28 protein-coding genes are annotated in these 25735 nt (G+C 49.5%); 6 read left to right on the forward strand and 22 right to left on the reverse strand.

Annotated features, from left to right (window positions below; all coding sequences use genetic code 11):
- Both AC5JO6_RS20140 and AC5JO6_RS20145 read right to left on the reverse strand, forming a co-directional pair.
- The coding region (locus tag AC5JO6_RS20140) for a secretin GspD/PilQ domain-containing protein (RefSeq protein WP_496082850.1) at positions 1–2554 on the reverse strand (2554 nt) is incomplete at its 3' end.
- 351 nt (positions 2555–2905) lie between these two features.
- Positions 2906–4096: a glycosyltransferase family 4 protein gene (locus AC5JO6_RS20145; RefSeq protein ID WP_496081052.1), complete on the reverse strand. Its 1191-nt coding sequence runs from the start codon at positions 4094–4096 to the stop codon at positions 2906–2908.
- 392 nt (positions 4097–4488) lie between these two features.
- Here AC5JO6_RS20145 and AC5JO6_RS20150 point away from each other — a divergent pair, with 392 nt between their 5' ends.
- The gene (locus AC5JO6_RS20150; protein ID WP_496081120.1) at positions 4489–5757 is read left to right on the forward strand and encodes a histidine kinase; all 1269 of its coding nucleotides are present in this window, start codon (positions 4489–4491) and stop codon (positions 5755–5757) included.
- 70 nt (positions 5758–5827) lie between these two features.
- On the opposite strand, the gene AC5JO6_RS20155 is transcribed toward AC5JO6_RS20150, so the two are convergent.
- Positions 5828–6025 carry a hypothetical protein gene (locus AC5JO6_RS20155; protein WP_496081053.1) on the reverse strand — a complete coding sequence of 66 codons (198 nt, stop codon included), beginning with the start codon at positions 6023–6025 and terminating at the stop codon, positions 5828–5830.
- Between the two features lie 173 nt (positions 6026–6198).
- Between AC5JO6_RS20155 and AC5JO6_RS20160 the strand changes: the two genes are divergently transcribed.
- Positions 6199–6450: a helix-turn-helix domain-containing protein gene (locus AC5JO6_RS20160; RefSeq protein WP_496081054.1), complete on the forward strand. Its 252-nt coding sequence runs from the start codon at positions 6199–6201 to the stop codon at positions 6448–6450.
- Between the two features lie 26 nt (positions 6451–6476).
- On the opposite strand, the gene AC5JO6_RS20165 is transcribed toward AC5JO6_RS20160, so the two are convergent.
- The 14 genes from AC5JO6_RS20165 to AC5JO6_RS20230 form a co-directional block, all read right to left on the reverse strand.
- Entirely contained in the window at positions 6477–6689 is a 213-nt protein-coding gene (locus tag AC5JO6_RS20165) for a type II toxin-antitoxin system HicB family antitoxin (protein WP_496081055.1), read from the reverse strand.
- Entirely contained in the window at positions 6690–7010 is a 321-nt protein-coding gene (locus AC5JO6_RS20170) for a helix-turn-helix domain-containing transcriptional regulator (RefSeq protein WP_496081056.1), read from the reverse strand.
- A 12-nt stretch (positions 7011–7022) separates the two neighbouring features.
- On the reverse strand, positions 7023–7346 hold the full coding sequence (locus AC5JO6_RS20175; protein WP_496081057.1) for a helix-turn-helix domain-containing transcriptional regulator: 324 nt from the start codon (positions 7344–7346) through the stop codon (positions 7023–7025).
- Between the two features lie 677 nt (positions 7347–8023).
- A complete protein-coding gene (locus tag AC5JO6_RS20180; RefSeq protein WP_496081058.1) occupies positions 8024–8260 on the reverse strand; it encodes a hypothetical protein in 237 nt (78 codons plus the stop codon).
- Entirely contained in the window at positions 8238–8519 is a 282-nt protein-coding gene (locus AC5JO6_RS20185) for a BrnT family toxin (protein WP_496081059.1), read from the reverse strand. Before AC5JO6_RS20185 ends, AC5JO6_RS20180 begins: the two co-directional genes overlap by 23 nt.
- 30 nt (positions 8520–8549) lie before the next feature.
- Positions 8550–10280: an urease subunit alpha gene (gene ureC / locus AC5JO6_RS20190; RefSeq protein WP_496081060.1), complete on the reverse strand. Its 1731-nt coding sequence runs from the start codon at positions 10278–10280 to the stop codon at positions 8550–8552.
- 156 nt (positions 10281–10436) lie between these two features.
- A complete protein-coding gene (locus AC5JO6_RS20195) occupies positions 10437–11036 on the reverse strand; it encodes a hypothetical protein (RefSeq protein ID WP_496081061.1) in 600 nt (199 codons plus the stop codon).
- 37 nt (positions 11037–11073) lie between these two features.
- On the reverse strand, positions 11074–11685 hold the full coding sequence (locus tag AC5JO6_RS20200; protein WP_496081062.1) for a hypothetical protein: 612 nt from the start codon (positions 11683–11685) through the stop codon (positions 11074–11076).
- A 57-nt stretch (positions 11686–11742) separates the two neighbouring features.
- On the reverse strand, positions 11743–12111 hold the full coding sequence (locus tag AC5JO6_RS20205; protein ID WP_496081063.1) for a DUF2237 family protein: 369 nt from the start codon (positions 12109–12111) through the stop codon (positions 11743–11745).
- Positions 12112–12147: 36 nt separating this feature from the next.
- A complete protein-coding gene (locus AC5JO6_RS20210; RefSeq protein ID WP_496081064.1) occupies positions 12148–12918 on the reverse strand; it encodes a phytanoyl-CoA dioxygenase family protein in 771 nt (256 codons plus the stop codon).
- Between the two features lie 41 nt (positions 12919–12959).
- Positions 12960–13334, reverse strand: coding sequence for an urease subunit beta (locus tag AC5JO6_RS20215; protein ID WP_496081065.1), 375 nt, complete (start codon positions 13332–13334; stop codon positions 12960–12962).
- 31 nt (positions 13335–13365) lie between these two features.
- Positions 13366–13668, reverse strand: coding sequence for an urease subunit gamma (gene ureA / locus AC5JO6_RS20220; protein WP_496081066.1), 303 nt, complete (start codon positions 13666–13668; stop codon positions 13366–13368).
- 17 nt (positions 13669–13685) lie between these two features.
- Entirely contained in the window at positions 13686–14513 is an 828-nt protein-coding gene (locus tag AC5JO6_RS20225; protein WP_496081067.1) for an urease accessory protein UreD, read from the reverse strand.
- Positions 14514–14557: 44 nt separating this feature from the next.
- Complete coding sequence (locus AC5JO6_RS20230; protein ID WP_496081068.1) at positions 14558–15511, reverse strand: leucine-rich repeat domain-containing protein; 954 nt, start codon at positions 15509–15511, stop codon at positions 14558–14560.
- Positions 15512–16065: 554 nt separating this feature from the next.
- Between AC5JO6_RS20230 and fmdA the strand changes: the two genes are divergently transcribed.
- Together fmdA and AC5JO6_RS20240 are read left to right on the forward strand one after the other, a co-directional pair.
- Complete coding sequence (gene fmdA / locus AC5JO6_RS20235) at positions 16066–17271, forward strand: formamidase (RefSeq protein WP_496081069.1); 1206 nt, start codon at positions 16066–16068, stop codon at positions 17269–17271.
- Between the two features lie 131 nt (positions 17272–17402).
- A complete protein-coding gene (locus AC5JO6_RS20240; RefSeq protein WP_496081070.1) occupies positions 17403–17669 on the forward strand; it encodes an FmdB family zinc ribbon protein in 267 nt (88 codons plus the stop codon).
- Positions 17670–17778: 109 nt separating this feature from the next.
- Here the strand turns inward: AC5JO6_RS20240 and AC5JO6_RS20245 are convergent, their stop codons facing one another.
- Complete coding sequence (locus tag AC5JO6_RS20245; protein ID WP_496081071.1) at positions 17779–18312, reverse strand: DoxX family protein; 534 nt, start codon at positions 18310–18312, stop codon at positions 17779–17781.
- A 314-nt stretch (positions 18313–18626) separates the two neighbouring features.
- Positions 18627–20774: an alpha/beta hydrolase gene (locus AC5JO6_RS20250; protein WP_496081072.1), complete on the reverse strand. Its 2148-nt coding sequence runs from the start codon at positions 20772–20774 to the stop codon at positions 18627–18629.
- Between the two features lie 307 nt (positions 20775–21081).
- On the opposite strand from AC5JO6_RS20250, the gene hisA reads away from it, so the two are divergent.
- Positions 21082–21855: a 1-(5-phosphoribosyl)-5-[(5-phosphoribosylamino)methylideneamino]imidazole-4-carboxamide isomerase gene (gene hisA, locus AC5JO6_RS20255; RefSeq protein WP_496081073.1), complete on the forward strand. Its 774-nt coding sequence runs from the start codon at positions 21082–21084 to the stop codon at positions 21853–21855.
- Positions 21856–21893: 38 nt separating this feature from the next.
- Here hisA and AC5JO6_RS20260 read toward each other — a convergent pair whose 3' ends face one another.
- From AC5JO6_RS20260 to AC5JO6_RS20270, 3 genes are all read right to left on the reverse strand, one after another.
- A complete protein-coding gene (locus tag AC5JO6_RS20260; RefSeq protein WP_496081074.1) occupies positions 21894–22118 on the reverse strand; it encodes a hypothetical protein in 225 nt (74 codons plus the stop codon).
- 350 nt (positions 22119–22468) lie between these two features.
- Positions 22469–23440 (reverse strand): Npun_F2552 family protein, encoded by a 972-nt coding sequence (locus tag AC5JO6_RS20265; RefSeq protein WP_496081075.1) that lies wholly within the window; start codon positions 23438–23440, stop codon positions 22469–22471.
- Positions 23441–23546: 106 nt separating this feature from the next.
- Positions 23547–23846: a hypothetical protein gene (locus tag AC5JO6_RS20270; protein ID WP_496081076.1), complete on the reverse strand. Its 300-nt coding sequence runs from the start codon at positions 23844–23846 to the stop codon at positions 23547–23549.
- 172 nt (positions 23847–24018) lie between these two features.
- Here AC5JO6_RS20270 and gatB point away from each other — a divergent pair, with 172 nt between their 5' ends.
- Positions 24019–25509, forward strand: a complete 1491-nt coding sequence (gene gatB / locus AC5JO6_RS20275) for an Asp-tRNA(Asn)/Glu-tRNA(Gln) amidotransferase subunit GatB (protein WP_496081077.1) — start codon at positions 24019–24021, stop codon at positions 25507–25509.
- The last annotated feature ends 226 nt before the right edge of the window (positions 25510–25735 follow it).

Consider the following 25735-nt stretch of genomic DNA (forward strand, 5'->3'; position numbering starts at 1 on the left):
GAGGTGATGGAGTTTGAGGTGATGGAGTTTGAGGTGATGGAGTTTGAGGAGTTGAAGCAGGGTTACTCTGGGGCGACGGGTTGCTTTGTGGTTGCGATCGGTTACGCTGTTGCAAGAATTTTTGCAGATCGGGACCAGGGAGATAGTTGTAGCCGTAGGGCGATCGATCGGAATCATCCAAGATTTGCGGCGTTACTAGCACTACCACTTCATTGCGTGAACGTTCCTGCCTGCGGTTGCGAAACAGCAAATTGAGCAGCGGAATATCACCCAAAATTGGCACTTTCGTAATGACTTCCCGGTCTTGCTCCTGAATAATGCCTGTTAAAATCAACGTTTGACCATCGCGTAAACGAATTTTGCCTGTTTCTAGTCGCCGCCGATTGACCAGTTGCTGAATCAACAGATTGTTGCGCGACGGATCGGTAATCTGCTGCCCGAGTGAGCTGACTTCGGGTGAGACGGCGATCGTCACAAAATTGTTATCGTCAATCTGATCGACCTGCACATTGAGAATCACACCCACATCAACGGGCGGCTGGGGCAAAATGCGCGTGGTTGTCACGTTGCCTTCCGTCACTCGTTGCTCAGTAAAGCCAGAAAACACTTGCGAGGTCAGGTTTACCTGTGACTGGTTGCCTTCCTGCACAATCAACGTGGGGTCAGTCAGAATCTTGGCATTGCCAGAAACGACTTGTGCCTGAAGATTCAGCAAAAACTGCGTTGGAAATTGAAACAACGGGGAGAGTCCGTAGGTTAATGCCTGACCGATTACGCTCGTCACATTGCCGCTGGTGCTGACCGTAGAGCCGCTGGTCAGGTTGGTTACAACTGCCGCCAGCGGGTTTGCGTTCGTCGGGCTGGCAGGCTGAAAGCCCAGAGTGTTGCCTTGAGCATCGACTACTTGAGCGTTGGTATTGAGCGGTGGCTGTACGGTTGCAAAGGGATTGGCGATCGTCGAAGGACTGGTGAGGCTATTAGAATCAATTAACGACGGGTTCACCGGTCCGACGTTGACACCCCCTCGCCCCTGGTTCACGTTGAAAAAATTGCCAGCTACGCCGAAGGAAAAGCTGGAGCCAATATTGCTCGTTTTTGACAGATCGACTTCGACAATTTTGACATTAACAGCAACCTGCTTCCGTCGTGTGTCGAGCTTGTTGAGATAATCAGTTACAAGCTGCACTTGCTCAAGCGTGCCGACGATCGACAGTGTATTAGTGCGTGCATCGGCTGTCACCTGTACACCCCTAAAGACAGGGCTTCTGGCTGTGGCGCTGTTGTTTGCCCCCAGCTCTTCAAGCACTTGCAGCGCCCCTTTATAAGGGATATTCTCAGTTGTGGCGCTGGTTCTGCCCACCTGGCTAGTCGTGGTACTACCGCCTTGCCCACCACCGCTGGTGAGGCTAGAGGCACTCACAGCAGTCGTTGTGATGTTAGTCTGCGGCAGGGTCGCCCGCATTTGATTCAGTCGTAGCGTGCGTGTGACATAACTACCCGCTGTCGCAGGTAGATTGAGACCGACAAAAATAGTTCTACCCACCCGGTTTGCCTTCAACCCCTTCGCCCGCAGGATGTAATTGAACACATCCTGGATCGGTTCATTCTCAATATCGAGCGAAATGTTGGAATCAATCACTGAACTCGCTGACTGGGCGGGCGCTCCTGGGGTCGGTGACACCCCTAAATCTTCGGCATAGACAATACCCAAATCAGCAGCTCGTGCCAACAGTGCAAGCGCCTCCCGGACAGGCGTTTCTCGCAACACCACGCGCTCAATGCGGGCAGTTGTACCCAGGTCGATCGTGGTTGGCTGGACGTTGAGATCCGTGTAGGTAATCCTATTGAAGGGCGTAGGGGTGGGCTGAGGGGTTGAGGGGTTGAGGGGCTGAAGGGCAGGGGAGTTGAGGGGTAAGGGAGTTGAGGGATTGCTTGGTCTGGGAGAACCTGTAGTTGGAGACGGCTGAGGGACTGGTGTTGTTACAGGGCTGGGAGAAACAGCAGGTGTAGAGGCATTTGTGGGTGTGGTGACGGGAGTCGGTGTAGGACTCGGAGTGACGGCTGTACCCGCTTGAGCTGGAAGAGGGACGCTGGATGATGGCGCTGATGCACGCGAACTGCTAGTGCTAGCACTGCTACTAGCGGCGGCATTGCCACTGGCAGCAGTATAGAGCAGGCTGAGGGTCAATTTTGTGCCCTCCTGTTGTGCCTGTCCCATGAGCGCACCAGGCTTGCCATTAACAGTGACCTGAATGCTATTGGCACCGGAGGCAACTACGCTGATGGTGGCAATGCCAGGGGCAGGGTTATCCTGACGATACGGCTTTGCAGATGGACTCAATTGAGCATTGGTAATGTTAGCAACCCAGGTATTGCCTTGACCACTGGTAAACACTTGGGGGCGATCGCTCCCCGTCTTGCCCTGTGCCTGTAGCTGCAACACAATATCAATCCCACTGGCGGTGGGGTTGAGGCTAATCCCAGTCACCTGGGTTAGCGCGCCAACAGGCTGGGCAACCAGCGCGATCGCGGCAGCACCAGACAGTATGCTCATCACAAAATCATGCTGCTGCAAGCCGCCCCCTTACCAGAGCGCTTGTCCTAAACAGCGCGTGGACTGGTTGCTGGCTAACGCTGCCGTTGCAAACTTGCGTGTGTAAAATCGACATCACTTTCTGGCTAAACCGAAGAACAAAACAACTGCCGCTTGAAGTACTTTGACACAACCCCAGAGTGGCATCATGAATGGACAAACCGTAGCTAAGCCTAAGCAGTTCACAGATGCTACCCTAGATCTGCCGTTATGAAACACCCGCAAGGTAAAGGCTCTGTTAAGGTGCTAATCTGAGCGCCAAGGACGACGGCTGCCAAGTTATCTTTATGCCGTTGATGCAGCGATCGGGGTTTACTCCCAACTGACGTGCGATCGCTCATGCAACACGCGCCCATAAACGGCTTCAGTTTGTAGTGCCAGTTTGAACCAGTCGAAGCGATGCTTCAAATCAGCGTAGGCATTGTCGACCAACCATTGAGCATAGTTAGGATGCCGTAAGACTTCTAAGATGCCCCAGGCAAGAGAATCCGTGCTGTTTGTCCAGGTGACAATGCCTGTTTTGGTATGGCGTACCACTTCTGGCAAGCCGCCTGTATCCGAAACAACGACGGGCACACGCGCTGCAAAGCTCTCCAGCGCTACAATGCCAAACGGTTCGTACAAGCTAGGAAACACCGCACAGTCTGCCACCGTTTGAAATCGATCCAGATCAGCGTCAGACATAAAGCCTGTGAAATAGCACTTGTCCCAAATGCCTAACTCCCATGCTTGGCGCTTGAGATGGTCTGTGTTGCCACCACCAACAAGCACGAATTTAACGCTATGACCGATCGCCTGAAGCACTTTTGGAGCAGCATCCAGCAAGACTGAAACGCCCTTCTCATAGGTCATACGACCGACGTAGTAAGTGATTTGTTCATCGTCAGCCGCAAAGCGACGGCGAAATGCCCAGTAGTCAAACTCTGGATCGCGCTGCTTTTTCTCTGGTCGGATGCCATTGTAGACCACATCGATTTTGTTCCAGGGTGCTGCCAGCGTGCGCTCTACTTCTAGCCGCATGTAGTTGGTACAAACGATAATGCGCCAGGCGTTGTGTGCCAACTGATGCTCTTTACCGTATATGTAGCGCTGGGCATCCGTATAAATGCCGTTGTGGCGACCAAATTCAGTGGCATGAATCGTTGCTACCAGAGGCACTTTGAAGGTGTGTTTGAGGGCGATCGCCGCATCGCTAACCAGCCAATCATGGGCATGGATTAAATCAAAGGGACCGTCTTCCAGCAATAGCTTACCGCCATGCTGCCCAAAGCTTTCGTTCATGTTGACGATCCAGTGAAAGAAGTTAGCACTAGACCCTACGCCAACTCGATGCACATGCACCCCATCCACCACTTCATAGCCAGGAGCCTGCCCAAACTCCACCGTGATCAGATGAACTTCATGCCCCTGTTTCGCCACCTCAGGGTAAAGCTCTGCTACGTGTCGAGCAATTCCACCCACAATGCGGGGCGGAAATTCCCAAGCCAGCACCAGAATCTTCATCAGCGATCGTCTCGACAATTAACTTGTATTAACTTTACCCAGCCATCCTCCTAGAGTAGCTCAGTAGACACGGCTGTTTTGTGTAAAGTATCGGACGATCGCTAACATTGCTCAAGACAATTGGTCTGAGTGATGAGAGAGAAGAGAAACGTTAGCGGTGTGCATGGTTGATCGATCGTCCCTAGCAACCTCGGACTCAACACGTGGCTATCAATGAACGATGAATGCATCGCTTGCCTATCCAAAACCAAGCGCGAAAGAGTACTCTATAGAGTAGAGAGAAGCGTCAATTCAAGCAAATCTCTTAATGTTCACCAAGTTGTTCTAGCCAGGAGCGATCGTGACTTTTTTCTTTGAAGTGCTGGACGTTTAAAGTGCTGGAAAGCGATCGCATGCAGGCAGTTTCGGAAAAGCAGACTAATAACGAAATGCCGCTACAGCTATTGCTGTTTATCGATAGGCGACCGAGTTCGAGAGAACGCATTCGGCAAGTTCGTGATGCGCTCAAAAATTTGAGAGTAGGCTATGCCTTTGATTTAGAAGTGATCGATGTTAGTGAGCAGCCCTACTTAGCTGAACACTTTCGCTTAGTCGCAACACCCGCTCTGATTAAGCTCCATCCCGAACCACGGCAAATGCTGGCAGGTAGTGACCTCGTTGCTCAGCTTCAGCACTGGTGGAACTACTGGCAACGCTCTGTCGAAACTTATTTAGTCAATGCCAGCCATCAGCAGGCGTTGAGCGAAGACATCGACCTCCTCGCCGCATCGACGATCGCAGAAAGTACAGCCGTAGCATTGACTGATGCCTCTGACTCCACTGTTGTTATGGGCGCACCTGTAAATGCTCTACCTAGTGCTTTAGGAACGATCGCTCGTTCAGCAGAACTGATTCAGCTAACGGACGAAGTGTTCCGACTGAAGCAAGAAAACGCCGAACTGGAGCATCAGCTTCGCTTTAAGGATGAGATTATCTCCATGCTGGCGCACGACTTGCGAAATCCTCTCACAGCCGCATCAATTGCGATGGAAACCCTAGAAATGGGGCATAGCGTGGCGGAAGGCTGGTCTTCACGTCTGACACCTGCCCTCACAGCACAGTTGCTGAAGCACGCTCGCACCCAGACACGCGCGATTGACCACATGATCACCGATATTTTGCAGGCAGCACGGGGTACCAGTGGAGAACTGAGGATCGTCCCGCAGAAGCTGAATCTGGGAAGCCTGTGCACTGAAGTGATGGCGCATCTTCAAGATCGCTTCAAGGCAAAAATGCAGCGAGTAACGCAGGATATTCCTTCCGATCTGCCAAGCGTTTATGCTGATAGCGAACGCGTACGGCAGGTTCTCGTAAACTTGCTTGACAATGCCGCTAAATATACACCTACTGGCGGTTCCATTGCTGTCTCTATCCTTCACCGCACGACTCAAAAAGTGCAGGTTAGCGTGTGCGATAACGGTCCCGGCATTCCTGAAGAAAACCGCGATCGCATTTTTGAAGATCACTTCCGGCTTGAACGGGATGAGGCAAAAGATGGTTACGGCATCGGACTATCGCTCTGTCAGCGCATTATTCGAGCGCACTATGGTCAAATCTGGGTAGACTCAACACCCAATAACGGCAGTTGCTTTCACTTTACGCTGCCCGTTTGTCGAGGGTAAGAAAGTTGTTGGTTGTTAGCTGTTAGTTGTTAGTTTGGAGAGGAGCGATCGCCTAGCGCTCAGCAACTAATTAATAGCAATCGCCCTCCCGCTTCTGCTCCCCCACATCAAACACCACGATCAATTTGGCGTGTGGCTCTAGACGACGGAGCGCTTGAACAAACCCGTCCGCATCCGATTCTTTAACAAACCGAGCCACCGTCACCCGCTGCATAGTGGCAAGCAGGCGAACCACAGCCCATCGCTTAAGGCGATCGCCGTACGTCATAATAAATTGTCTCCATGCGAATTGGAGCAAAAGCCAGTGCAGGACTTTCCAGGGAACGCACTGGCTTAAGCTTTACCAAGAGTGGCTATATAAATATAGTCATTTCATTGTACGACATGGCTATACAAATATAGTCATTTACTCGCTCATAATCCTCTGACAGGATCGAGGGCATGGGAAGAGCAGGTAAAGCCCTCAAGCAAACACTAGAAACCTACAGCATCAGTCAAAATCGGCTGGCGATCGCGCTAGGAGTCCGTCGATCGGTCGTCTATCACTGGTTTCACGAAAAAGTAGATCCCAACGCAGAGACGGTTGCAGAGATCGTCAAGGCGTTGCAAAATCTCGACCCGATCGCAGCCAAAGCTTTCATCAAGCTTTATTTAGGCGATTTAATTCAAAAAGACGAAAGCAAAGAGGAATAGCGATTTCAGCATCTAGATTTAGTACCCTATGCTTGCCTCAATGTCGCTGGTTGCGGCAAAGAACGGTTTTGCTCTTTGTAATTTTCAATTAAAAGCTCAAGGACTTCCTGCGCGTTTTTAACCGCCTCTTCGTAGGTATCGCCGTGTGTATGCGCGTAAGGACCAAACTCAGGCAAGCTCACAATATACTTTTGATCCTCATCAGACCACTGAATTAAGATGCTGTAGCGACGTTTCATCTATTCGTGTTGTTGCTCTGCAACAGCCACAGTCAGCTCCAGCCCCAACTCGCTGAGCCATTGAGACAGCCCATAAATCACATCACTTCCCTGCTGAGACAGAAGTTTTTCTAGTTTCTGAGCGTGAAGTTCAGCTTGTTCAGGTGATAAGTTCGATCGGCTCAACGCTTCAAGCACATCGTTGAGAGCCAACTTAAGCAAGCCAGGATCTGGATCTTCCTCTTCTTCAAAATGGGTTTCTAAATAGAGCGCTGCGTAGCTCGGATCTCTAAGGCGAGAAATGAGGTAGTCGTGGTAACTGTCACTGGTCGGCGCTTTCACGTTCTTTACAGTCTATTCGCGATCGTCCTCTGCAACAGCCACAGTCAGCTTCAGCCCTAGACTATCGAGCCAGTTCACTAAACCATAAACTTCCTGGCTTCCAGACTGAGACAGAATCTCATCAAGTTTCTTGCTGTAAAATTTACGTTTCTCGGAAGCGTCATCAGTACCAAGTGCTTCTGCGACATCAAGCAGCGCGACTTTCAGAAGCTCAGGCTCTGGATCTTCCTCTTCTAAAATTGCTTCGAGATAGGCAGCAGCTTCCTCTGGATCTTGAAGCGATTTGATTAAATAATCGTGATAACTATCACTGACTGGTATTTTTACGTTTTCCATGATCTGCCCAGTACTGTTCAGCTTTCAAAATATCTCGTGTCTGAGTGTCTTTATGTCCGCCTCCAAGAAGCCACAGCCCTTCTGAATCTTCCCCATAATAGACTCGGATGTAGCCAAAGCGATTACCCTTAAACCTCAACTCGCAAATTTCTGAGTTTGTGAGACGTTTCCAGTCCCCTAAGTGTCCAAACTCTTCAACTCGCCTGATTCTAACTTTGATTTTGGCTCTGGCTTCGCCATCTCGCAGCGACTCCAATCACTCATCAAAAGGAACCTTGCCGTCAACCGTCTTGTAACGTCGAATTTCTCGCGGCTGCGCTTCCATATACTAGTCACCTCTCCACTAAACAGTTTCAAACAATTTAGTGCAAAGGTACTATCCACGTCAAGCAACAAGGTGTCACTCTACTTAATACCACAAGATTAACAAAAGCTTGTACTAAGGTCAAGCTTTTTACGAAAAAACTTGACAACATAGGCTTCCCAATAGGCTTTGCGGTTTTTTCTACTATGTACCACGAAGACAAAAAGCCCCAAACTACGTAATTCAAAGACTTTACAAAAAGTTAGAATAGAAAGTAGCGTTGTGCCATTGGGAGGACGGTGGCGGGTTCGCAGGTAAGGAGTTGCCCATCAGCGTGGGCTTCGTAGATTTCGCGATCGACTTTCTTTACCCCTCACGAATGGGCGCTAGAATTTTTCGTCATCCTGATCAAGAAACGCAACGCTTCATTCACGGCTGCGGCATCGGGAAACATTTCTGCGACATCAGGTGCTAACTCTACAGTTAATGGAGACTCAGTCGTTTGGGTGACAAAGCGGTTAGGACGAGCTTTGCGGTAATCAAACTCGTATTCTGGGAGCAGGTCATCGTCTATATTCCGCTGTGGTTCAGAAGCTTCTGTACTCTTCATAGTCTCTACGCTCTTTTGAGGTCGTTAGACGGGCGCTGATGATACGAATCGTCCCTGCTCTTTCGGTGAAACAAACAAGCAAGAGCCGTTGAGCGCGATCGTGTCCGATAATGATTTCCCGTTTTTCTCCGATTGAATGCCACTCATCATCAAAAATGACAGCAAGTGAATCATCGAAGACGGTTTCTGCTTCTGCAAAGGAAACTCCGTGTTTTTCGAGATTAACTTGAGCTTTGGTTTTGTCCCACTCAAACGGCATAAGCTCAATGTAACACTGCTTTTTGATGCGCTAAAACAAGAAGTAGCGTTGTGCCATTGGGAGGACGGTGGCGGGTTCGCAGGTGAGGAGTTGCCCGTCAGCGCGGACTTCGTAGGTTTCGGGATCGACTTCCATTTTGGGTGTGGCATCGTTGAGCTTCAGGTCTTTTTTGGTGAGCTTGCGGATGCCGGAGACTGCAACAGCTTTCTTTTGTAAGCCGAGTTGGTCGGGAATGCCTTTCTTGAGAGCGGCTTTGGAGACGAAGGTGAGAGAGGTAGCGGCGATCGCGCCCCCAAAGCTGGCAAACATCGGTCGCATATGGATCGGTTGCGGGGTGGGAATGCTGGCGTTGGCATCGCCCATTTGTGCCCAGCCAATGAGTCCACCTTTAATGACCATTTCAGGCTTGACGCCAAACATGGCGGGTCGCCACAGGCACAGGTCAGCCAGTTTACCGACTTCGACCGAACCCACATGGTTAGCAATGCCGTGGGTAATGGCTGGGTTGATCGTGTACTTGGCGATGTAGCGCTTAGCGCGGAAGTTGTCGTTGCGGTTGTGAGATTCGACGGTGCCTTCGGTATGGGGAGCGAGCCAGCCACGATCGAACTTCATTTTGTGAGCGGTTTGCCAGGTGCGGATGATGACTTCACCGATACGTCCCATTGCCTGCGAGTCGGACGACAGCATACTGAACGCGCCGAGGTCATGGAGGATATCTTCAGCAGCGATCGTTTCGCGGCGAATGCGGGACTCAGCAAAGGACACATCTTCGGCGATCGCGGGATCGAGGTGATGGCAAACCATCAGCATATCCAGGTGTTCGTCGAGTGTGTTTTGGGTGTAGGGTCGGGTGGGATTGGTGGAGGATGGCAACACATTGAGTTCGCCGCAGATTTTAATAATGTCGGGAGCGTGTCCACCGCCTGCGCCTTCGGTGTGATAGGTGTGGATGACGCGATTTTTGAACGCCGCGATCGTGTCCTCGACGAAACCCGCTTCGTTCAACGTGTCAGTGTGGATGGCGACCTGCACATCGTAGTCATCGGCAACACTCAGGCAGGTGTCGATCGCGGCGGGTGTGGTGCCCCAATCTTCGTGGAGTTTCAGACCGATTACGCCTGCTTCAACCTGCTCGACCAAGCCTTCGGGCTTCGCGCTGTTGCCCTTGCCCGTAAAGCCAATGTTGATGGGAAACGCATCTGCCGCTTGGAGCATGCGGTAAATGTTCCAGGGACCGGGTGTACAGGTTGTTGCGCTGGTTCCCGCAGCGGGACCCGTTCCACCGCCGACTAATGTAGTGACACCAGAGGCGATCGCCACTTCAATTTGTTGCGGACAGATGAAGTGAATGTGGGTATCGATGCCGCCAGCCGTGAGAATCATCCCTTCGCCCGCGATCGCCTCTGTACCAGGACCAATGATGATGGTTACATTGTCTTGAATGTGGGGATTGCCCGCTTTGCCGATCGCATGAATTTTGCCGTCCTTAATCCCGATATCCGCTTTGACGATGCCCCACCAATCCAGAATGAGCGCGTTGGTAATGACCGTATCCACCGCGCCATCGGCGTTGGTAATCGGTGACTGTCCCATGCCTTCACGAATGACCTTACCGCCGCCAAATTTGACCTCATCGCCGTAGGTGGTGTAGTCCGCTTCGACTTCAATGATCAAATCGGTATCGGCTAACCGGACGCGATCGCCCACGGTGGGACCAAACGTTTCCGCATAGGCGCGGCGGTTCATTCTGTAGCTCATGGTGACTCCTCACTCAAATTCTCTGCCCGGTCGAAACCCTGCATGATTGGGCGATCGCAGGTCTTCAGCTTCATTAGAATACCGCTCTGTCCGTGTTTCGCGAGTTAAATCTACGACAAAATCGGCTTTAAACTATTGAGCGACTCTCAAAGGCGTTCAACTTGTTTTGCGACAGGTTTCCTTCAGCACGGGTTGCCAGTCTTTTTTTACCAGATCTGCTTGCTCATACGTGGCTTCAAACACGCGATCGCCCTTCTTCACGATCGTTTCTCGCAGACCGCTTCTCTGGGTGCCACGCACCACGCTACCTTCCCAAACCCACTTGTCACTGACCCAGCCCTCTGACAGCAGGTTAATAAATTGACCATCGCCCGTCAAAATGGTGCGCCCAAAGCGTTTAGTCAGGGTGTTGTACCCCATCGTGTCGTGTGTAATGGCGACAGCCTGTTTCGTTGTCGCTTGCCCCAAAAACCAGAAGTTGTTGAGTGTACGCTTAATCTCCCAGGTAAACGATTCAGCGGGGCTATTGACCAGGGCATTCACAGGCTTGACGGCACACGACCACTTGCCCTGAAAGTATTGCAGTTGCTCTAGTTGAGGATCGGGCTTAGGCAACGCAGTAGTGGGCGGTTCAGCCGCCTGAGCAGGGAGAACTGACAGTATGAGGGCGATAGCAGAAGCGATGAGACAAACGCGATCGCCTACGGTTGGATCAAACGTTTCCGCATCGGCGCGGCGGTTCATCCTGTAGCTCATTGGAATGCCTCACAAAATTTGAATATGGAATTAAAAGTCAATTTACGGGTCGAGATGCCTTTTGCTTTCGGCAAAGTTCAACGCTCTCCAGTTGCCAGCCTGCTGGTCCTTCTGAATCAAGCCAAATGTCATTAGTTACTTCAAATTCAGTCTCACTTTTCTTGATCACAACTTTACGCCAACGCTGTTTTCCGTCAAACTCACTCGTTCGATCGCCGTCCCAGACGATCTCGTTAGGTTTACCTGCTTGCCACCCAGAAGACGTAAGTTTAAACAAACGTCCTTCGATCGTTGCGATAATGCGTGTAAATTGCTTCAAGCCTGCATCATAGCCCCAAAGCTCTTGAGTTCTTGCTTCAGTTTGAGCAGAATCTTTTGTCGGTGGATCTTCCTGACCAAAGAACCACCAATCATTTAATCTCCGTTCCACTTTCCAGATAAATTTAAACTCGTTTGAAAAGGGGGGAAGTTCGTTTTGTTTACCCTTGCAATGCCATGTTCCTTGAAAGTAATCTAGCTGATCAAGTTGCTCACGTGCAGAGCGTGATACGCGAGGAGTTTCTGCTGCTAGTACTTCTTTAAAGCTAGCTAAAATCACTAAAGACAGGAGTGAAAATACAGCTACTCTACTTAAGATTGGTCTAAACATTATCAGGTTAGCTCGGTTGAATTAACAACATCAATGAACCAATTTGAGCGTCGCCTGCTAAGTATCTAACGCGTGTTCCTGCAATACTTCCAGCGGTACAACCTTGAGGGTTGCTTCGTGGGTGGCTGAGAGGTCGATCGGTGGTGCCACGCCTGCATCCAACGCTTCTTTCCAACGTGAGACACATAAACACCATTTATTACCAGGCTTCAACCCAGGAAAATTGGATGACGGTACGGGCGTACTCAAGTTATTGCCTCTGGCTTTTGTAAAGGTCAAAAATTCTTCGGTGACTTGAGCACAAACGACATGAGTGCCGAGATCTTGCGGACCTGTTTCGCATACGCCGTTACGGAAGAAACCTGTCACGGGAACATTGCAGCAAAGCTCAAGTTTTTCTCCTAGCACATTCTTTGTATCTGTCATTGTTTCTACTCCTGATCGATCAACTCGTTCATTTTTTCAATCCCAGCCTTGTGTACGAATGCGTTTGACATTATTAAACAAAGATGTTTGAAACTCTAACCCAAGAAGTTGCTTAAGTTTGGGGGTTGCGCGATCGATCACGGCTTGCTGCACATCCCGCATGGGATCTTGAATGGGATGAATAAACTTAGGATTGTAATTTCCCAGAATGGAAACTCTCGGTTCCGATGTTAAATTTGGTGCTGTATCGTGCCAACAAAGTCCGTGAGAAATGACGATCGAACCTGCTTTTCCTATAATCTTTTCAGCCGTTTCAGCAAATTGGATAAGGTCTGGTGGTAAACAGCTTGTTTGTGTACCAGGCGCGATCAATGTTGCTCCATTCGTTTCGGTAAAGTCTTCCAGCATCCAAATTGTTTGAAGCATCATGACTGGCTTGGCAGGAAACGGCGGCTTCATTGCCCAATAGGGATAATCGACGTGGGTTCCCATGCTGGCAGCACCAGGGGCAAGGATATGCGCTGAGAAATCACCCAGAAGCATATCGTCGCCCAGAACAGCTTCCAGGAAAGGCAGAATTACAGGATGCTGCACCATCTGCTCAAAGATTTCGCCTTTGTAAACCAAGCCGTACAAACGCTCTTTCTGCTCATGAACGAACAATTTACCCGTTTGCCGTTCAAGATCAGCTAACTTGAGTACGAGCGATCGAGCCTCTGCTGCTTGATCAACACTCAACACATTCGGGATTAAAACATAGCCTTTTCCATGTAGAATTTCGTCTACCAAAGTCGATATGGCTTCCAATTTAAGCGCCTCCCTAATCGAAGTGGATTTAGAATCCGTTACTACTTCTTCTTCCCTTCATTCTTCTTTTTTCCTTCCTTATCCTTTTTTTTGCTGTCTAATTTTTGGCTGTCTAAGGCACCATCAATTTTGTTATTAAGCCCATAGACTTCGCGGCTACCTGCAAGCGTCACCAACGTCACATTTTTTTCATCACCTGGTTCAAAGCGAACCGCCGTGCCTGCGGGAATATCTAGACGCATTCCACGAGCCTGATTGCGATCGAACCTCAGCGCTGAATTAACTTCATAAAAGTGAAAGTGAGAACCGATCTGGATGGGTCGATCGCCCGTATTTGCCACATCTAGCGACACCGTTTCTCGTCCTGCATTCAGTTCAATCTCGCCTTCTGGAATAATTAGTTCACCTGGAATCATAGCCACTCCTCAAGATATTTAAACGAGCTAATTATCGAATAGGATCATGTACAGTTACTAACTTTGTGCCATCGGGAAACGTCGCTTCAACCTGCACGTCGTGAATCATTTCGGGAATGCCTTCCATGACATCGCTGCGTGTTAGTAAAGTTGTGCCATAACTCATCAATTCGGAGACTGTACGACCATCTCTTGCCCCTTCTAAGATGGCGGCTGAAATATAGGCGATCGCCTCTGGATAATTGAGCTTTAGTCCTCGATCTTTACGCCGTTCTGCTAATAGCGCAGCCGTGAAAATCAGCAGTTTATCTTTCTCTTGTGGTGTTAGTTGCATCGTTCAATTCTCATCCATTACACTCCCCAAACTCTGGGTACGCAGCCAGAGCGCCCCAAGAATGATAAGCGCATTAGCCGCCAAACTTCAACAAACCAGCGACGAACTTCGGCGGTCGAGTGCCCTCGATAGCGACACAATAAGCCTGATTGCAAGCGAGTCACACCGCTTTCCCCCGCTCCTGTCCAGAGCGATCTCGCCTTCTCCACCAGAGTCGGATCAACGGCTTGTCCCACAAACGCAAAACTACCCACTACCGGACAGCCTGCCAAGCCATGATGACCATAAAACGATGCCTCACTGCCAGGAAGCCACTGACGATCGATCCACAAGGGGCGACCTTCCTGCCAAATTTCGGTGTGCGATCGCCAATCGCCCTGTAGAAAGGTTTCGTCTCTAGCACTGCGACCAAAACGGGTCATTTCCCAACCCAGCCAGGTTGCACCAGCAGCGAGTTCAATCCGCATATTCTGACGGTAGATTGCCCGATCAAACACGATCGTTTCCTGCGGCAACCACTCCAGACAGGCTCCAGTTGCTACGTCAACGTGAATGGTTTGGTTCGCTTTCAACCCATTGGTACGATAGATTTTGCCTGCCGAAGCCGTTGTGAGCAGCGCGTTTGCATATGGTTGAAGTTGGATGTCGAGGTCAAGGCGATCGCCGCCCACAATGCCGCCTGCCGTGTGCAGAATAATGTTATGACACACTACTTTACCTTCTGGATAAAGCGATCGTTGCATTTTAAGCGGCGCTCGAGCTTGAGCGTAAGCAACACGAGTCGCTTGTTCATGACTGGCATAAACGAGCTTTAAACTGCCGCGCCAGCCTGTATCGATCGTCATAAAAAAGCTTAAGAAGTTAACGATTGGGATTAGAAAAAATGTCATTAAAACCGACAAATCGACTCTGGTTGTATAGGGCAGGTAGAACCAGGTAAAGGATTATTTTGCAAATAAAGTACGCTGAGATTGGTAAGAGACTTGAGAGGATTAAGATTACCAATGCGATTGCCGCCTAAATAAAGCGTTGTGAGATTGGACAGGTTGCTGAGCGAACTGACATCGGCAATTTGATTGCCACCCAAAGCTAGATTGGTGAGATTCTTCAGTGACTTCAAGGCACTAAGATCGGCAATCTTATTGCCGCTCAGGTCGAGAGCCGTCAGAGCAATCAACGACGTGAGTGGCGTAAGATCAACAATATTTTGGGCAGAAAGTGAAAGCTCGGTCAGCTTAGTGAGCGATCGCAACGGATTAATATCGGCAATCTGGTTGAAGCTTAAATCTAAACGATTCAACTTTGCTAGAGACTTTAAAGGGCTGATGTTGAGGATTTGATTGGAAACTAGATCAAGGCTAACGAGATCTTCTAAAAATTGTAGCGAATCGATCTTTGCAATACGATTATTACCTAGATAGAGAACATTCAGCTTACGTAAGGGCTTGAGGGGAGCCAGATCGGAAATGCGATTGTAACTAAGATAAAGTCGATTCAGATTGGTCAGAGCACTTAAGGGCTTCAGATCAATAATTTGATTATTACCTAAATAAAGCTCATTGAGTTTAACTAATGGCTGTAACGGACTGAGATCAACAACTTTACTATCGCTAAGATCAAGAGTCGTTGTATCTTCAAGAATCTCACTTGATTGATAGCAATCGAGTGTGCGCGATCGCTTCAACAGCACATCGACTGTATGTCTGGCAGAAGCAGAAAGCGTCGATTTCTTCAGGCACCAATCAGCAAAGCGTTTGAATTGAGTGGTTGATGTTGCTTGTGAAACGGCTTGAGAGGCAAAGGCTGGTGCACTGGAGCAAGCTGCAACGAGCAAAGTTAACAAGAACTTTAATGCTATTGTTTGACGCATTTGTCTAATAGAAGAAGAACCTAAATTCAAGCGTTTGCGTATCCTCATAGTTATCGGTGGCTTGAGCTTTGCTGTTACATAGTTTAAACAATTAGCACTCTGAATACAACTAGCGACTCTGGCTTCTCAAGCATCTTATGTTGATTTTACATTGAGGCGACATAGGCGATCGTACACGACGTTTCGTGATCTTCTCGCCTCGTTTTATAGGGCTTCTACAAGCGTATATGTACAAAATAAGCGAATACACTGCAAATCATTAGCGATCGTGTCAAATGTAATGAAAGCTACAGATTGCGCTAAGGATTGACACTAGAGTCTAAACGTTATCTGAACCTTTGAATGCTGATTCAGAGGCGCTTGTGGTGGATTGTTGCTAACTCCAGCTTGAAGTGTTTGCGGTTTGGATTATGTTGAGCTTTCGTATTGGACACCATGGGAAAAAGTCCAAAGTTGCGATCTCAGGTAGCTTTTGGGGTTGGATGTAAAGATTATCGCTGACGCGACTAAGTGAGTAGGAGTGTTTTATGCCAAAGACATTATTTCAAGTTGATTTGACCAAGCCAATGGATCAGCAAGAGTTGCCGGGTCACAATCGCTGGCACCCGGATATTCCAGCCGTTGTCTCTGTGAATCCTGGTGATGTCTTTCGGATTGAGTGCAAAGACTGGACAGACGGTCAGATTAAAAACGATGACAGCCCAGATGATATTCGGGATGTTGATTTAACGGTTGTTCACGTTTTAAGTGGACCGATTCACGTCAACGGTGCAGAACCTGGCGATATTTTGGTCGTCGATTTGGTTGATATTGGTGCGCTTCAGGGAGACGAATGGGGCTTCACAGGCATTTTCGACAAGAAGAACGGTGGCGGTTTTTTGACCGATCATTATCCCGATCCAGCGAAAGCGATTTGGGATTTTCAGGGCATTTACACCAGTTCCAGGCACATTCCAGGCGTGAAGTTTGCAGGCATTATCCATCCCGGTTTGATTGGTTGCGCGCCCTCTCATGAACTATTGGCAAAGTGGAATAAGCGCGAAAAAGAATTGGTCGATACGGCTCCCGATTTGCGAACCTATGGCGCTGGTCTTTCGGGTGACAAGCCTGTGCTAGCGGCACTGCCGAATCCAACTAACGCTATTCTCGGTCAATTGCCTAAGGCTGAGTTCGATCGCGTGGCGGCTGAAGGCGCACGCACCGTCCCTCCTCGTGAACATGGCGGCAACTGCGACATCAAAAACCTGTCCAAAGGCACCCGCATCTACTTTCCGGTGTATGTGGAAGGTGCAAAATTATCGATGGGCGATATTCACTTTTCTCAAGGGGATGGTGAAATTTCGTTCTGTGGCGCGATCGAAATGTCAGGTTTTATTGACTTGCACGTAGACATCATCAAAGGTGGTGTTGAGAAATATGGCATGGTCAATCCCATCTTCAAACCGGGTCCGGTTGAGCCTCGTTTCTCGGAATACCTGGTCTTTGAAGGGATTTCAGTGGATGAGTTCACAGGTAAGCAGTACTACATGGATGTGCATATTGCTTATCGACGTGCGTGCTTGAACGCGATCGAATATCTGAAGAAATTCGGCTACACAGGTGAACAGGCATATCTTCTGCTCAGTTGTGCTCCGGTGGAAGGCAGAGTCAGCGGCATTGTTGATATTCCCAACGCATGTTGTACGGTGGCAATTCCAACAGCCATCTTTGATAAGCCGATTCTGCCTGTATAAGAAGAGTTGTTAGTTGTTGGTTTTTAGAAATGGACGTTAACGACCATTTGCTTTGAGAGAGTAGTCCTCAACCCTGACTTTTCTGATTAATCTAACAACTAACAACCAATAACCAACAACTACTGACGAAAATGCCTCTTTACGAATTCAAATGTGACGATTGCGGTGTGTTTGATCAATGGCGATCGATCGCAGAATGCAACGATCCGGCTAGCTGCCCTACCTGTCAGGGAGCAACTAAGCGCCTTTTTTCTGCACCGGCACTGTTATCGGGATCCCTTCGGTTGAAGAAGGAAAGTGCCGAGCCACAGCTAGTGAATCGATCGAACGATCGCGAACCCGATCGTCCCAAAGCGCAAACACACAATGGTGGACGACCCTGGATGATTGGTCACTAAGCGCTATTGCAGCATCCAGAAAACGACAAAGCCCTGGAGAAACTCCAGGGCTTAAAAAAAGTGCAAACTTTGGATGCTGTTCTCGCTTGCTGCATTGATTCGATCGACCTCAAACGCCCACATTCTTACCAGAACCTACTGCATCATAGGCTTTTTCCAAACGCATGAGTTGCTTCGCCTGTGTGGACAAAGCAGTTGCGTCGAGCCAATTAATGATCAGCGCATCGGTGGAAAATAGCCCGCCACCGTTGACTGTAAAGAACAAGAAGCAAGAGGCATAGACCGCAGACAATTCCAGATAAGGGATGCTGAAGCCAGCAACCAGAATATGGTGATAGATTGCCACGCACATCGTTGAAAACAAGCCAAAGGCAGCAGGGCGAGTGAATAGCCCAAGCGCTACTAATGGACCACCGATGATTTCAGTGAAGGCGGCTACGTAGCTGAAGAAAATTGGGAAGGGCAAGCCAATCACCTCGACATACGCTTGAGCAAAACTTTCGATATTGGCTATCTTGTCCAAACCGTTGTGGATGATCATGATGCCCAAAATGGCACGAAGGATTGCCAAAGACCATTGCGACAGCAAATTGGGGGTGACGTTGGGCTTGAAAACAGCCGCCAGGAAAGCGTTTTTAGTCATGGTTAAATTTTCGTGATGATTACTTGAGCATGGATTGGCGACATATATATTAATAATCTTAACCTAATTCATTAAGTTTTACTAACTTATCGCCGCGATCGCTCATACAACCACTGTCAGTTTGCTTAGAACATGACAGCAATCTATCTAGCAAGAGAGGCTTTAGGCAAGGGTCTTAAACCTTATGGCGCTCATTCAGACTCGGCTCAGATAGCGGAAGGGTGAATGAGCGATCGTGGGCACAGCGTTCTGTAGGGACGTTACATTGATGTGTGCAACGTCCCTACAGAGGGTCTCATTTTTAGTGAGTCAGTTTATGGCGCTGGCGGTGCTGGGTCAACCTGTGCTTGCGTTAGAATTTGAGCCCTGGTTTCGCCACGTCTAAAACCAAGTACGTCAACGTAGTAACGCTCTGGAGATGCCGCAACCTGAATTTTCCGTTTTTCGCAAAGCCAGGACAGGCACTCTACTGCGATGATGCGCCGCTGTTCATTCGGTAGTTGTAGAGCCTGCTGTAACTTTGCCCTTAACTCTAGAGGCATGTCGCTATTTTCAGCAAGCTCGATCGGTGGCTGGAACACTAAAGAATCAAGTAAGCCTTGAAAGCCCAAAAACGCTAAGCGGTAGATCAGCAGGTTACTCAGGCGACCATAAAAGTAGCCACCATGCACATCCACCCCAACGCCTTTACCAGGATCATTTGAAAAATCAACATACGCTTTGAGCAGCGTGGTGTAATCGAAGAATTTGAGTGGCGATCGCTGTCCTTCGCAGATTAAAACATTGATTTCCTGCTGATCACGCTTCGCATAAGTAGTTACGTCTCGATACTCCGTGCAGTCGAGATACGTAAACAAATCTGCGATCGACTCAGGGTCTTTTTTAGCTGTAGCAAGAGATTCCTCATCCACTTTGCCACCTCGTTTTTTCAGCGCTTCTCGCTTTTTGTCCCCTTCCTGTCCGATGCTGCGAGTATCCCGATCGAGCGTTTGCACACCAATAAAGTCCAGGAGTGGAGACGGGTAAGCATCGTTCATCAACTCCTGGAGGTTGACAATACCGTAAGCATTCTGTCTATGCAGGCTCTGTTTAGATGGATCTAAATTGACGGTTACGTTTCCTAAGCGAAAGCCCTGAGTGCGAGTGCTGGCTGGAAACGAGAAATAGTTTGCTGTTGTTGATGCTAACCGCAAGGCTAAATCGCCTTCATTGCTAAAAAGGTATGCCTCTTCAAAACGCCTCAGTGACGATCGCAAAACATTGGTACGACCAGAAATAATGGTTGATAGCGGAATATCAGGAGAAATCAAAATTAAGCGCCCTAATGCAAAGACCCGCCCAACATCAGAAGATGGCAGTTTCTCTAGACTTTGCGAGTCGCCAATGGCAGCCGGATCAAATGCATCAGAAAGAATACGAATCACCTGTGTGGTGACAAACCCTCCCATACTGTGACCAATAAAGGTCAACCGGATACGCTTTTTCTGCGTCCAATAGGCTGTTGCTGCGGCAAAATTTGCTGTGTTGTAAGCTGGTTTTTCAGCAAGGACAAAAGTAGTATAGATCTTCAAAAAAACAGCATCATCTAGAGGCGCGAGACTATTCTGCTTCAGCGCAGGCAGCAATAAGCGAAAGGCTGCATCGTCGTAAGCGTTGAACAAAGCTGGTTGATGCTCGATCGCTTCCCAAGTTTTTCTAACTGCTTTTGCCAATAAATCAGGAGCCAGGTCTAGGCTTTCACCCGCTTCTTTTGCCACGGTTTCAAACAGCGACTCATTCATGTGACGCTTGACTAAACCTAAGTCAAGCTGCCGAATAAATTCCACCAAGTCAGGAACACCGAAATTATTTGCCCGATAGGTGTCTCGAAAGTAAACAATAATTCGTAGGATAAATAACGTTACGACTACCATCGACACCGCAATGCCCAAGATCATCAAGATTGCAGATAAAGCGTCAAGAATGGGTGACGCAAAAAGCATGAGTAAAAGCAGCCCGATCGCCGCCAGAAACAAGCCTCCCCAAAGCACAACTTTTAAGGTTAAAGGCAATGCTCTGCCTGCATTCTTAAAACTAGAAGGAACGCTTTCTGAGGGCCATCGATACCCCAGGTAAACAAAACTATGACGCTTACTGTAGATGGCTTGATCGGATTGATTCAAATATTCCCAGGTTCGCTGCCAGCCCTCGCAAACATAGTCTCTACCCTCGACCTCTTTGCCATTTTGAACAACGGTTTCGATGCCTGTGTTGTAGCCATGAATTTGAATGACAAGTCCCGTATAGCTTGTATTTAGTTTTGTGTTTTGATAAAGGCTTTCAACAATGTCACTAACGGTTGGTACATTACCGTCGGGTTTGCATTCGTCTTGCTCAATGTTGATTGGTGCTGTACTACGCACAAAAAAGCCAGGAACTGTTTGTGGCTGCTCATGCTTAAACTCATCAACCCAGACATCCATTTTCAACCCTCATGACGTGACTAAATTTGAGCGTTCTAACCAGTGAATCGGCTCAGAGCTTGCGCCAAAAAAACGATACACTTTTGGCTCAGCTATCAGTTTTCTCTTAACTCCTGAGCACGACAAGGCATAACATTATTTCTTTACAGCTCCTGAGAAGATTTTTTCGGATTTTAGCCTAACTCTGAGCTGTTTTTTTCGTTAGCAATATCAATTAAAGCAGCCTTGATGCGATTCACCGCGTCGTACTGTACTGTACGATGGGTTTGCATGAAAAGTGGTTTACATGGCGCGTGAGGGCATAGCAATGGAGGTCATCCCGGCGATCGATCTGCTGGAGGGGCGCTGTGTACGCCTCTATCAGGGCGATTATGCTCAGGCGGAGACGTTTGACGAGAATCCGGTTTCAGTCGCGCGTCAGTGGGCAGAGCAAGGCGCAACCCGGTTACATGTGGTCGATCTGGATGGTGCGAAGGCTGGACATCCCGTTAATTTGTCGGCGATCGAGGCGATCGTCCGCGCCGTTGACCTACCTGTGCAGGTGGGCGGTGGTTTGCGCGATCGTGCCAGTGCTGCGGCGTTGTTTGAGCTAGGCGTTCAGCGCGTCATTTTAGGCACCGTTGCGGTAGAGCAGCCCGAGCTTGTACGTGCACTCTGTCAGGAGTTTCCGGGTCAGATTGTGGTGGGTATTGATGCCCGGAACGGACTGGTAGCAACACGGGGCTGGCTAGAAATGTCGCAGGTAACGGCGATCGACCTGGCGCAACAAATGGCAGCTTTTGGGATCGCAGCAATTATTTATACGGATATTCACCGCGACGGCACGTTACAAGGACCGAACCTGGACGCATTAAGAGTGCTGGCAGATGGCGTTACAGTGCCAATCATCGCCTCTGGTGGCGTGAGTTCGGTGACAGATTTGCTGAGTTTGCTGGCGCTAGAGCCATCCGGCGTGACTGGGGTGATCGTGGGTCGTGCCCTTTACACAGGCGACATTTCTTTGAAGGAAGCGATCCGGGCAGTAGGGCAGGGTCGTTGGCAAGACATTCCACCCGATTTTGGCGCTTCGGCATTGGCGTAGAGAGACGATCGCGGCTTGGTTCTCTCCTTCTTGTGGAGTTATGAAGACATCACAGTGCGGCTGCTGGCGACATCGCGAATCAAGGGGAGGCGAGAATGAATGTAGTGGCTGTAGGCATCGGCTTCATCGCGATCGAGCGATCGTTGCGTTTTAAGCTGCTTCAGCAGCCATTGCACCAAGCCAGTGTCGTCGAGATTAAGCAGCATTTGGGACTGGCTCGTTTCCACTATGAACCAAAGTTGACGCAGCATGGATGGGGACATACAACTTTTCCAGATACGGGCTAGGACTGAGTGATCCAGAAGCTTCAAAGCCGCATTGTTGCTCTAGCGTCGGGTCTTCTAGATACTCCTGTCTACGCTCACCATAGCGAACTGACCGGAACTGACAGCGGGATCACATAAGACAACACAAGAGTTACACATCGCTTCATCATCCGATCCATAACTTGACATGTGACTCATTTAAGATCAGTTCGTTTACGACTCTAAGTAGACGGGTTGGGGATGGAGGCAGAAGGCAGGAGGCAGAAGGCAGCTTTTTTCCTGGCTGCTGGCTCCTACTGCCCAAACAAGGTGTTGATCATGCTTAGCCGATGGTACTAACAGTGCGCTCAGCGTCCTGCGTAAGCCTGCATGGGTTCTTTAATCAAACGGATGTAAAGATGTCGAAAGGTGGATTTGAGGACGCGCGGTAGCCCAAAGTCGATCGGCATCAGGTGGTCGGGCAGTTGCCAATCGGTTACCTGTAACGTTTGAGGATGCAGCAATGGAAAGTGAATCGCCTCTACGGTGGAACATAGCTCCAGACGTTGAGCGGCAACAACCGTAGGCACAGTCACCGGATCGACATTGAGAATCTCTACCAGTGCACGATCGAGCGCAAATACATCCCTCGAAGCAGCCAATAAATTGAGCCGACGGGGTTCGCCACCGCTGGGTCCATTCCCTTCGTGACCGATAATACCATCCAGAATGGTCAGGTCTGGGTCGATCGCCCGTGCGGTTTCTACCAGCATTGCACCAAAGCGATCCCTGTCTTTACCCGCTTCCATGTGCCACCAGGCTTTCATCTTGCCGGGAACACACCCAAAGAGATTTTTCACACCCATCGTGAGCGTCAACTGCATGTGTGACTTAACTTTCGGTAAGTTGATCACCACGTCTGCCTCGATCGCCTCTTTGCTCAGCAGCAGGTGGTTAAATTCGGCGCTCACTGTCTCGTAGCGTTTGCCGTGAAACTCCACGATCGGCAAATTGAGTGCCTCTGTCAGCGGTAAATAGCCATTCGCTTTGGCAACACCCTTCGCGCTCCCAAACGCTGGACCATCACCCAAGAAAGGCTTGCCTCCTGCCTCTTGCACCATCTGCGCCACACAGTAAACCATCTCTGGACGCGTAACGCACTCCTTACCAGGACGACCACCTGTCAACAAATTAGGCTTGAGGAGAACGCGATCGCCCGGTTTCACAAAGGCTGCCATACCGCCGAATGGCTCTAATAAAGCCTCCAACGCTTGACGGAGTTGGATGCGATCGTACGACTGGGCGCGAAGCAGGCTCACTGATGGCTGAACAGTTTCCATAGGTCTCTCAGGTTTGATTAAATCCACGATCCTTAGATGTAAGCACGGCTCTGTGCAGTGATGAGTTGCTTTTACCTTCTGCCTTCTGCCCTCTGCCCTCTGCCTTCTAGGTATGGGCGCGGTTAAGAGCCGTCACGCGCTGAGCATTCGCAAACACTCCTTCACCGTGAATTTGGGCGATCGCAGGCTTTAACTCAATTTTTGACACATTGGCTCGGTTCACGCAGACAGTTTGATCTGCCAGATGGAAAAACCACCAATCTTTATCAAGGATACGTCGAATCTCCTGCTGCACTTCTTGCTCTAACGCGGCTGGATCGGCTAACTGAGAAAAGGTATAAGTTTCTGTTTGACCATTCAGGTAGTAAATTGTGATCTGTGTATCATTCGTGATCTGACTCTGCATAACGGCTCCTCAGCGGGTCTTTACAAAATCTTAAAGGACAAACCAGCATCGGAAGCGCCTGCCCTCAAAGAGAGTGTACTATGCTGTCTCCCGCAACCGCTAAGATAAAGCTAATGAGATAGAACTAATGAGATCGAGCTAACTGTTACCCAGTCGCAATTTGAAAAGGTCTATGACTACTGCCGCCCCGGTGAAAACTCAGTATGAAGCTGTCATTGGTTTAGAAACACACTGCCAACTCAGCACCCAAACAAAGATTTTCTCCAATAGCTCCACTGCCTTTGGTGCCACGCCCAACACTCACATTGATCCAGTGTGTTTGGGGTTACCTGGGGTGCTGCCAGTGCTCAACCAGAAAGTGCTGGAGTATGCCGTGAAGGCAGGGCTGGCGCTGAACTGTCAGATTGCGCCCTACAGCAAGTTCGATCGCAAGCAGTATTTCTACCCTGACTTGCCCAAAAACTATCAGATCTCGCAGTACGACTTGCCGATCGCGGAACACGGTTGGTTAGAAATTGAGCTATACGACAAGGAAACGGGCACGGCAACCCGCAAGCGTATCGGTGTGACACGACTGCACATGGAAGAAGACGCGGGAAAATTGGTGCATGGTGGCAGCGATCGGCTTTCTGGCTCAACCTACTCACTGGTGGACTACAACCGTGCTGGTGTACCGCTCATCGAAATCGTGTCTGAGCCAGATATTCGCAGTGGGAAAGAAGCCGCCGAATATGCTCAGGAGCTACGGCGCATCGTGCGGTATCTGGGCGTGAGCGATGGCAACATGCAGGAAGGTTCACTGCGTTGCGATGTGAACATTTCCGTGCGTCCAGTTGGTCGTGCCGAGTTTGGCACCAAGGTTGAGATTAAGAACATGAACTCGTTCAGCGCCATTCAAAAGGCGATCGAGTTTGAGATTGAGCGGCAAATTGAGGCGATCGAAGCAGGCGAACGCATTCTGCAAGAAACGCGACTCTGGGAAGAAGGCGCTCAGCGTACCATTAGTATGCGGCTGAAGGAAGGTTCCAGCGATTACCGCTACTTCCCTGAGCCTGATTTGGGACCGATTGAAGTGTCGTCAACGCAGCTAGAACAGTGGCGATCGGAGCTGCCAGAGTTGCCGCAGCAAAAGCGCCAGCGGTATGAAAGCGCACTCGGCTTATCCGTTTACGATGCACGAGTGTTGACGGATGATCAGTCGATCGCTGCCTACTTTGAGGCAACCGTTACGGCAGGTGGCGACCCCAAACAGGCAGCAAACTGGATCATGGGTGACATTAGCGCGTACTTAAACAACAACAGCAGTTTGAGCGTTGCCGATTTGTCCATCAAGCCTGCCGACTTGGCTGAACTCATTAGCCTCATCGACAGCGGCACGATCAGCAACAAGATCGCCAAAGACATCTTGCCCGCACTGCTGGCAGAAGGTGGTTCACCTAAAGCGTTAGTTGAACGGAAGGGCTTGATCCAAATTTCTGATACAGGCGCGATCGAAGCCGCGATCGCCGAAGTCATCGCCGCCCATCCTAAAGAACTAGAGATGTATCGCAGCGGCAAAACCAAGATGCTGGGCTTCTTTGTGGGGCAAGTGATGAAGCAAACAGGGGGTCGAGCAGACCCCAAACTCACCAACCAGCTCCTTGCTAAGCAGCTTAACGGTTGAGACTTTAAGCAATCAAAGCTCATTCTTTGCTAAAAAAACATAAATATGGGGTGACACCCCCCACCCCATTGATGGCATACTGTGTGTAGTAGATGCACCCTGATGATAAGGGGGAGATGCCTTGGTGTCTTCCCCTTTTTTTATGAGGCTTACATCTGAGAAGGCAAAGCGGTCAGCGGTCAGCGGTCAGCAAACAGCGGTCAGCGGTCAGCGGTCAGCAAACAGC

It is taken from the genome of Tildeniella sp. (genome assembly GCF_059505325.1).

Excerpts from the sequence above, each read along its gene's own strand:
- AC5JO6_RS20265 (WP_496081075.1), bottom strand. The coding sequence starts at position 23,440 with ATGGAAACTGTTCAGCCATCAGTGAGCCTGCTTCGCGCCCAGTCGTAC.
- ureC (WP_496081060.1), bottom strand. The coding sequence starts at position 10,280 with ATGAGCTACAGAATGAACCGCCGCGCCTATGCGGAAACGTTTGGTCCC.
- AC5JO6_RS20245 (WP_496081071.1), bottom strand. The coding sequence starts at position 18,312 with ATGACTAAAAACGCTTTCCTGGCGGCTGTTTTCAAGCCCAACGTCACC.
- ureA (WP_496081066.1), bottom strand. The coding sequence starts at position 13,668 with ATGCAACTAACACCACAAGAGAAAGATAAACTGCTGATTTTCACGGCT.
- AC5JO6_RS20270 (WP_496081076.1), bottom strand. The coding sequence starts at position 23,846 with ATGCAGAGTCAGATCACGAATGATACACAGATCACAATTTACTACCTG.
- AC5JO6_RS20200 (WP_496081062.1), bottom strand. The coding sequence starts at position 11,685 with ATGTTTAGACCAATCTTAAGTAGAGTAGCTGTATTTTCACTCCTGTCT.
- AC5JO6_RS20250 (WP_496081072.1), bottom strand. The coding sequence starts at position 20,774 with ATGGATGTCTGGGTTGATGAGTTTAAGCATGAGCAGCCACAAACAGTT.
- fmdA (WP_496081069.1), top strand. The coding sequence starts at position 16,066 with ATGCCAAAGACATTATTTCAAGTTGATTTGACCAAGCCAATGGATCAG.
- AC5JO6_RS20215 (WP_496081065.1), bottom strand. The coding sequence starts at position 13,334 with ATGATTCCAGGTGAACTAATTATTCCAGAAGGCGAGATTGAACTGAAT.
- AC5JO6_RS20160 (WP_496081054.1), top strand. The coding sequence starts at position 6,199 with ATGGGAAGAGCAGGTAAAGCCCTCAAGCAAACACTAGAAACCTACAGC.
- AC5JO6_RS20150 (WP_496081120.1), top strand. The coding sequence starts at position 4,489 with ATGCAGGCAGTTTCGGAAAAGCAGACTAATAACGAAATGCCGCTACAG.
- hisA (WP_496081073.1), top strand. The coding sequence starts at position 21,082 with ATGGAGGTCATCCCGGCGATCGATCTGCTGGAGGGGCGCTGTGTACGC.
- AC5JO6_RS20165 (WP_496081055.1), bottom strand. The coding sequence starts at position 6,689 with ATGAAACGTCGCTACAGCATCTTAATTCAGTGGTCTGATGAGGATCAA.
- AC5JO6_RS20205 (WP_496081063.1), bottom strand. The coding sequence starts at position 12,111 with ATGACAGATACAAAGAATGTGCTAGGAGAAAAACTTGAGCTTTGCTGC.
- AC5JO6_RS20240 (WP_496081070.1), top strand. The coding sequence starts at position 17,403 with ATGCCTCTTTACGAATTCAAATGTGACGATTGCGGTGTGTTTGATCAA.
- AC5JO6_RS20195 (WP_496081061.1), bottom strand. The coding sequence starts at position 11,036 with ATGAGCTACAGGATGAACCGCCGCGCCGATGCGGAAACGTTTGATCCA.
- AC5JO6_RS20260 (WP_496081074.1), bottom strand. The coding sequence starts at position 22,118 with ATGTCCCCATCCATGCTGCGTCAACTTTGGTTCATAGTGGAAACGAGC.
- AC5JO6_RS20155 (WP_496081053.1), bottom strand. The coding sequence starts at position 6,025 with ATGACGTACGGCGATCGCCTTAAGCGATGGGCTGTGGTTCGCCTGCTT.
- gatB (WP_496081077.1), top strand. The coding sequence starts at position 24,019 with ATGACTACTGCCGCCCCGGTGAAAACTCAGTATGAAGCTGTCATTGGT.
- AC5JO6_RS20175 (WP_496081057.1), bottom strand. The coding sequence starts at position 7,346 with ATGGAAAACGTAAAAATACCAGTCAGTGATAGTTATCACGATTATTTA.
- AC5JO6_RS20225 (WP_496081067.1), bottom strand. The coding sequence starts at position 14,513 with ATGACGATCGATACAGGCTGGCGCGGCAGTTTAAAGCTCGTTTATGCC.
- AC5JO6_RS20185 (WP_496081059.1), bottom strand. The coding sequence starts at position 8,519 with ATGCCGTTTGAGTGGGACAAAACCAAAGCTCAAGTTAATCTCGAAAAA.
- AC5JO6_RS20145 (WP_496081052.1), bottom strand. The coding sequence starts at position 4,096 with ATGAAGATTCTGGTGCTGGCTTGGGAATTTCCGCCCCGCATTGTGGGT.
- AC5JO6_RS20180 (WP_496081058.1), bottom strand. The coding sequence starts at position 8,260 with ATGAAGAGTACAGAAGCTTCTGAACCACAGCGGAATATAGACGATGAC.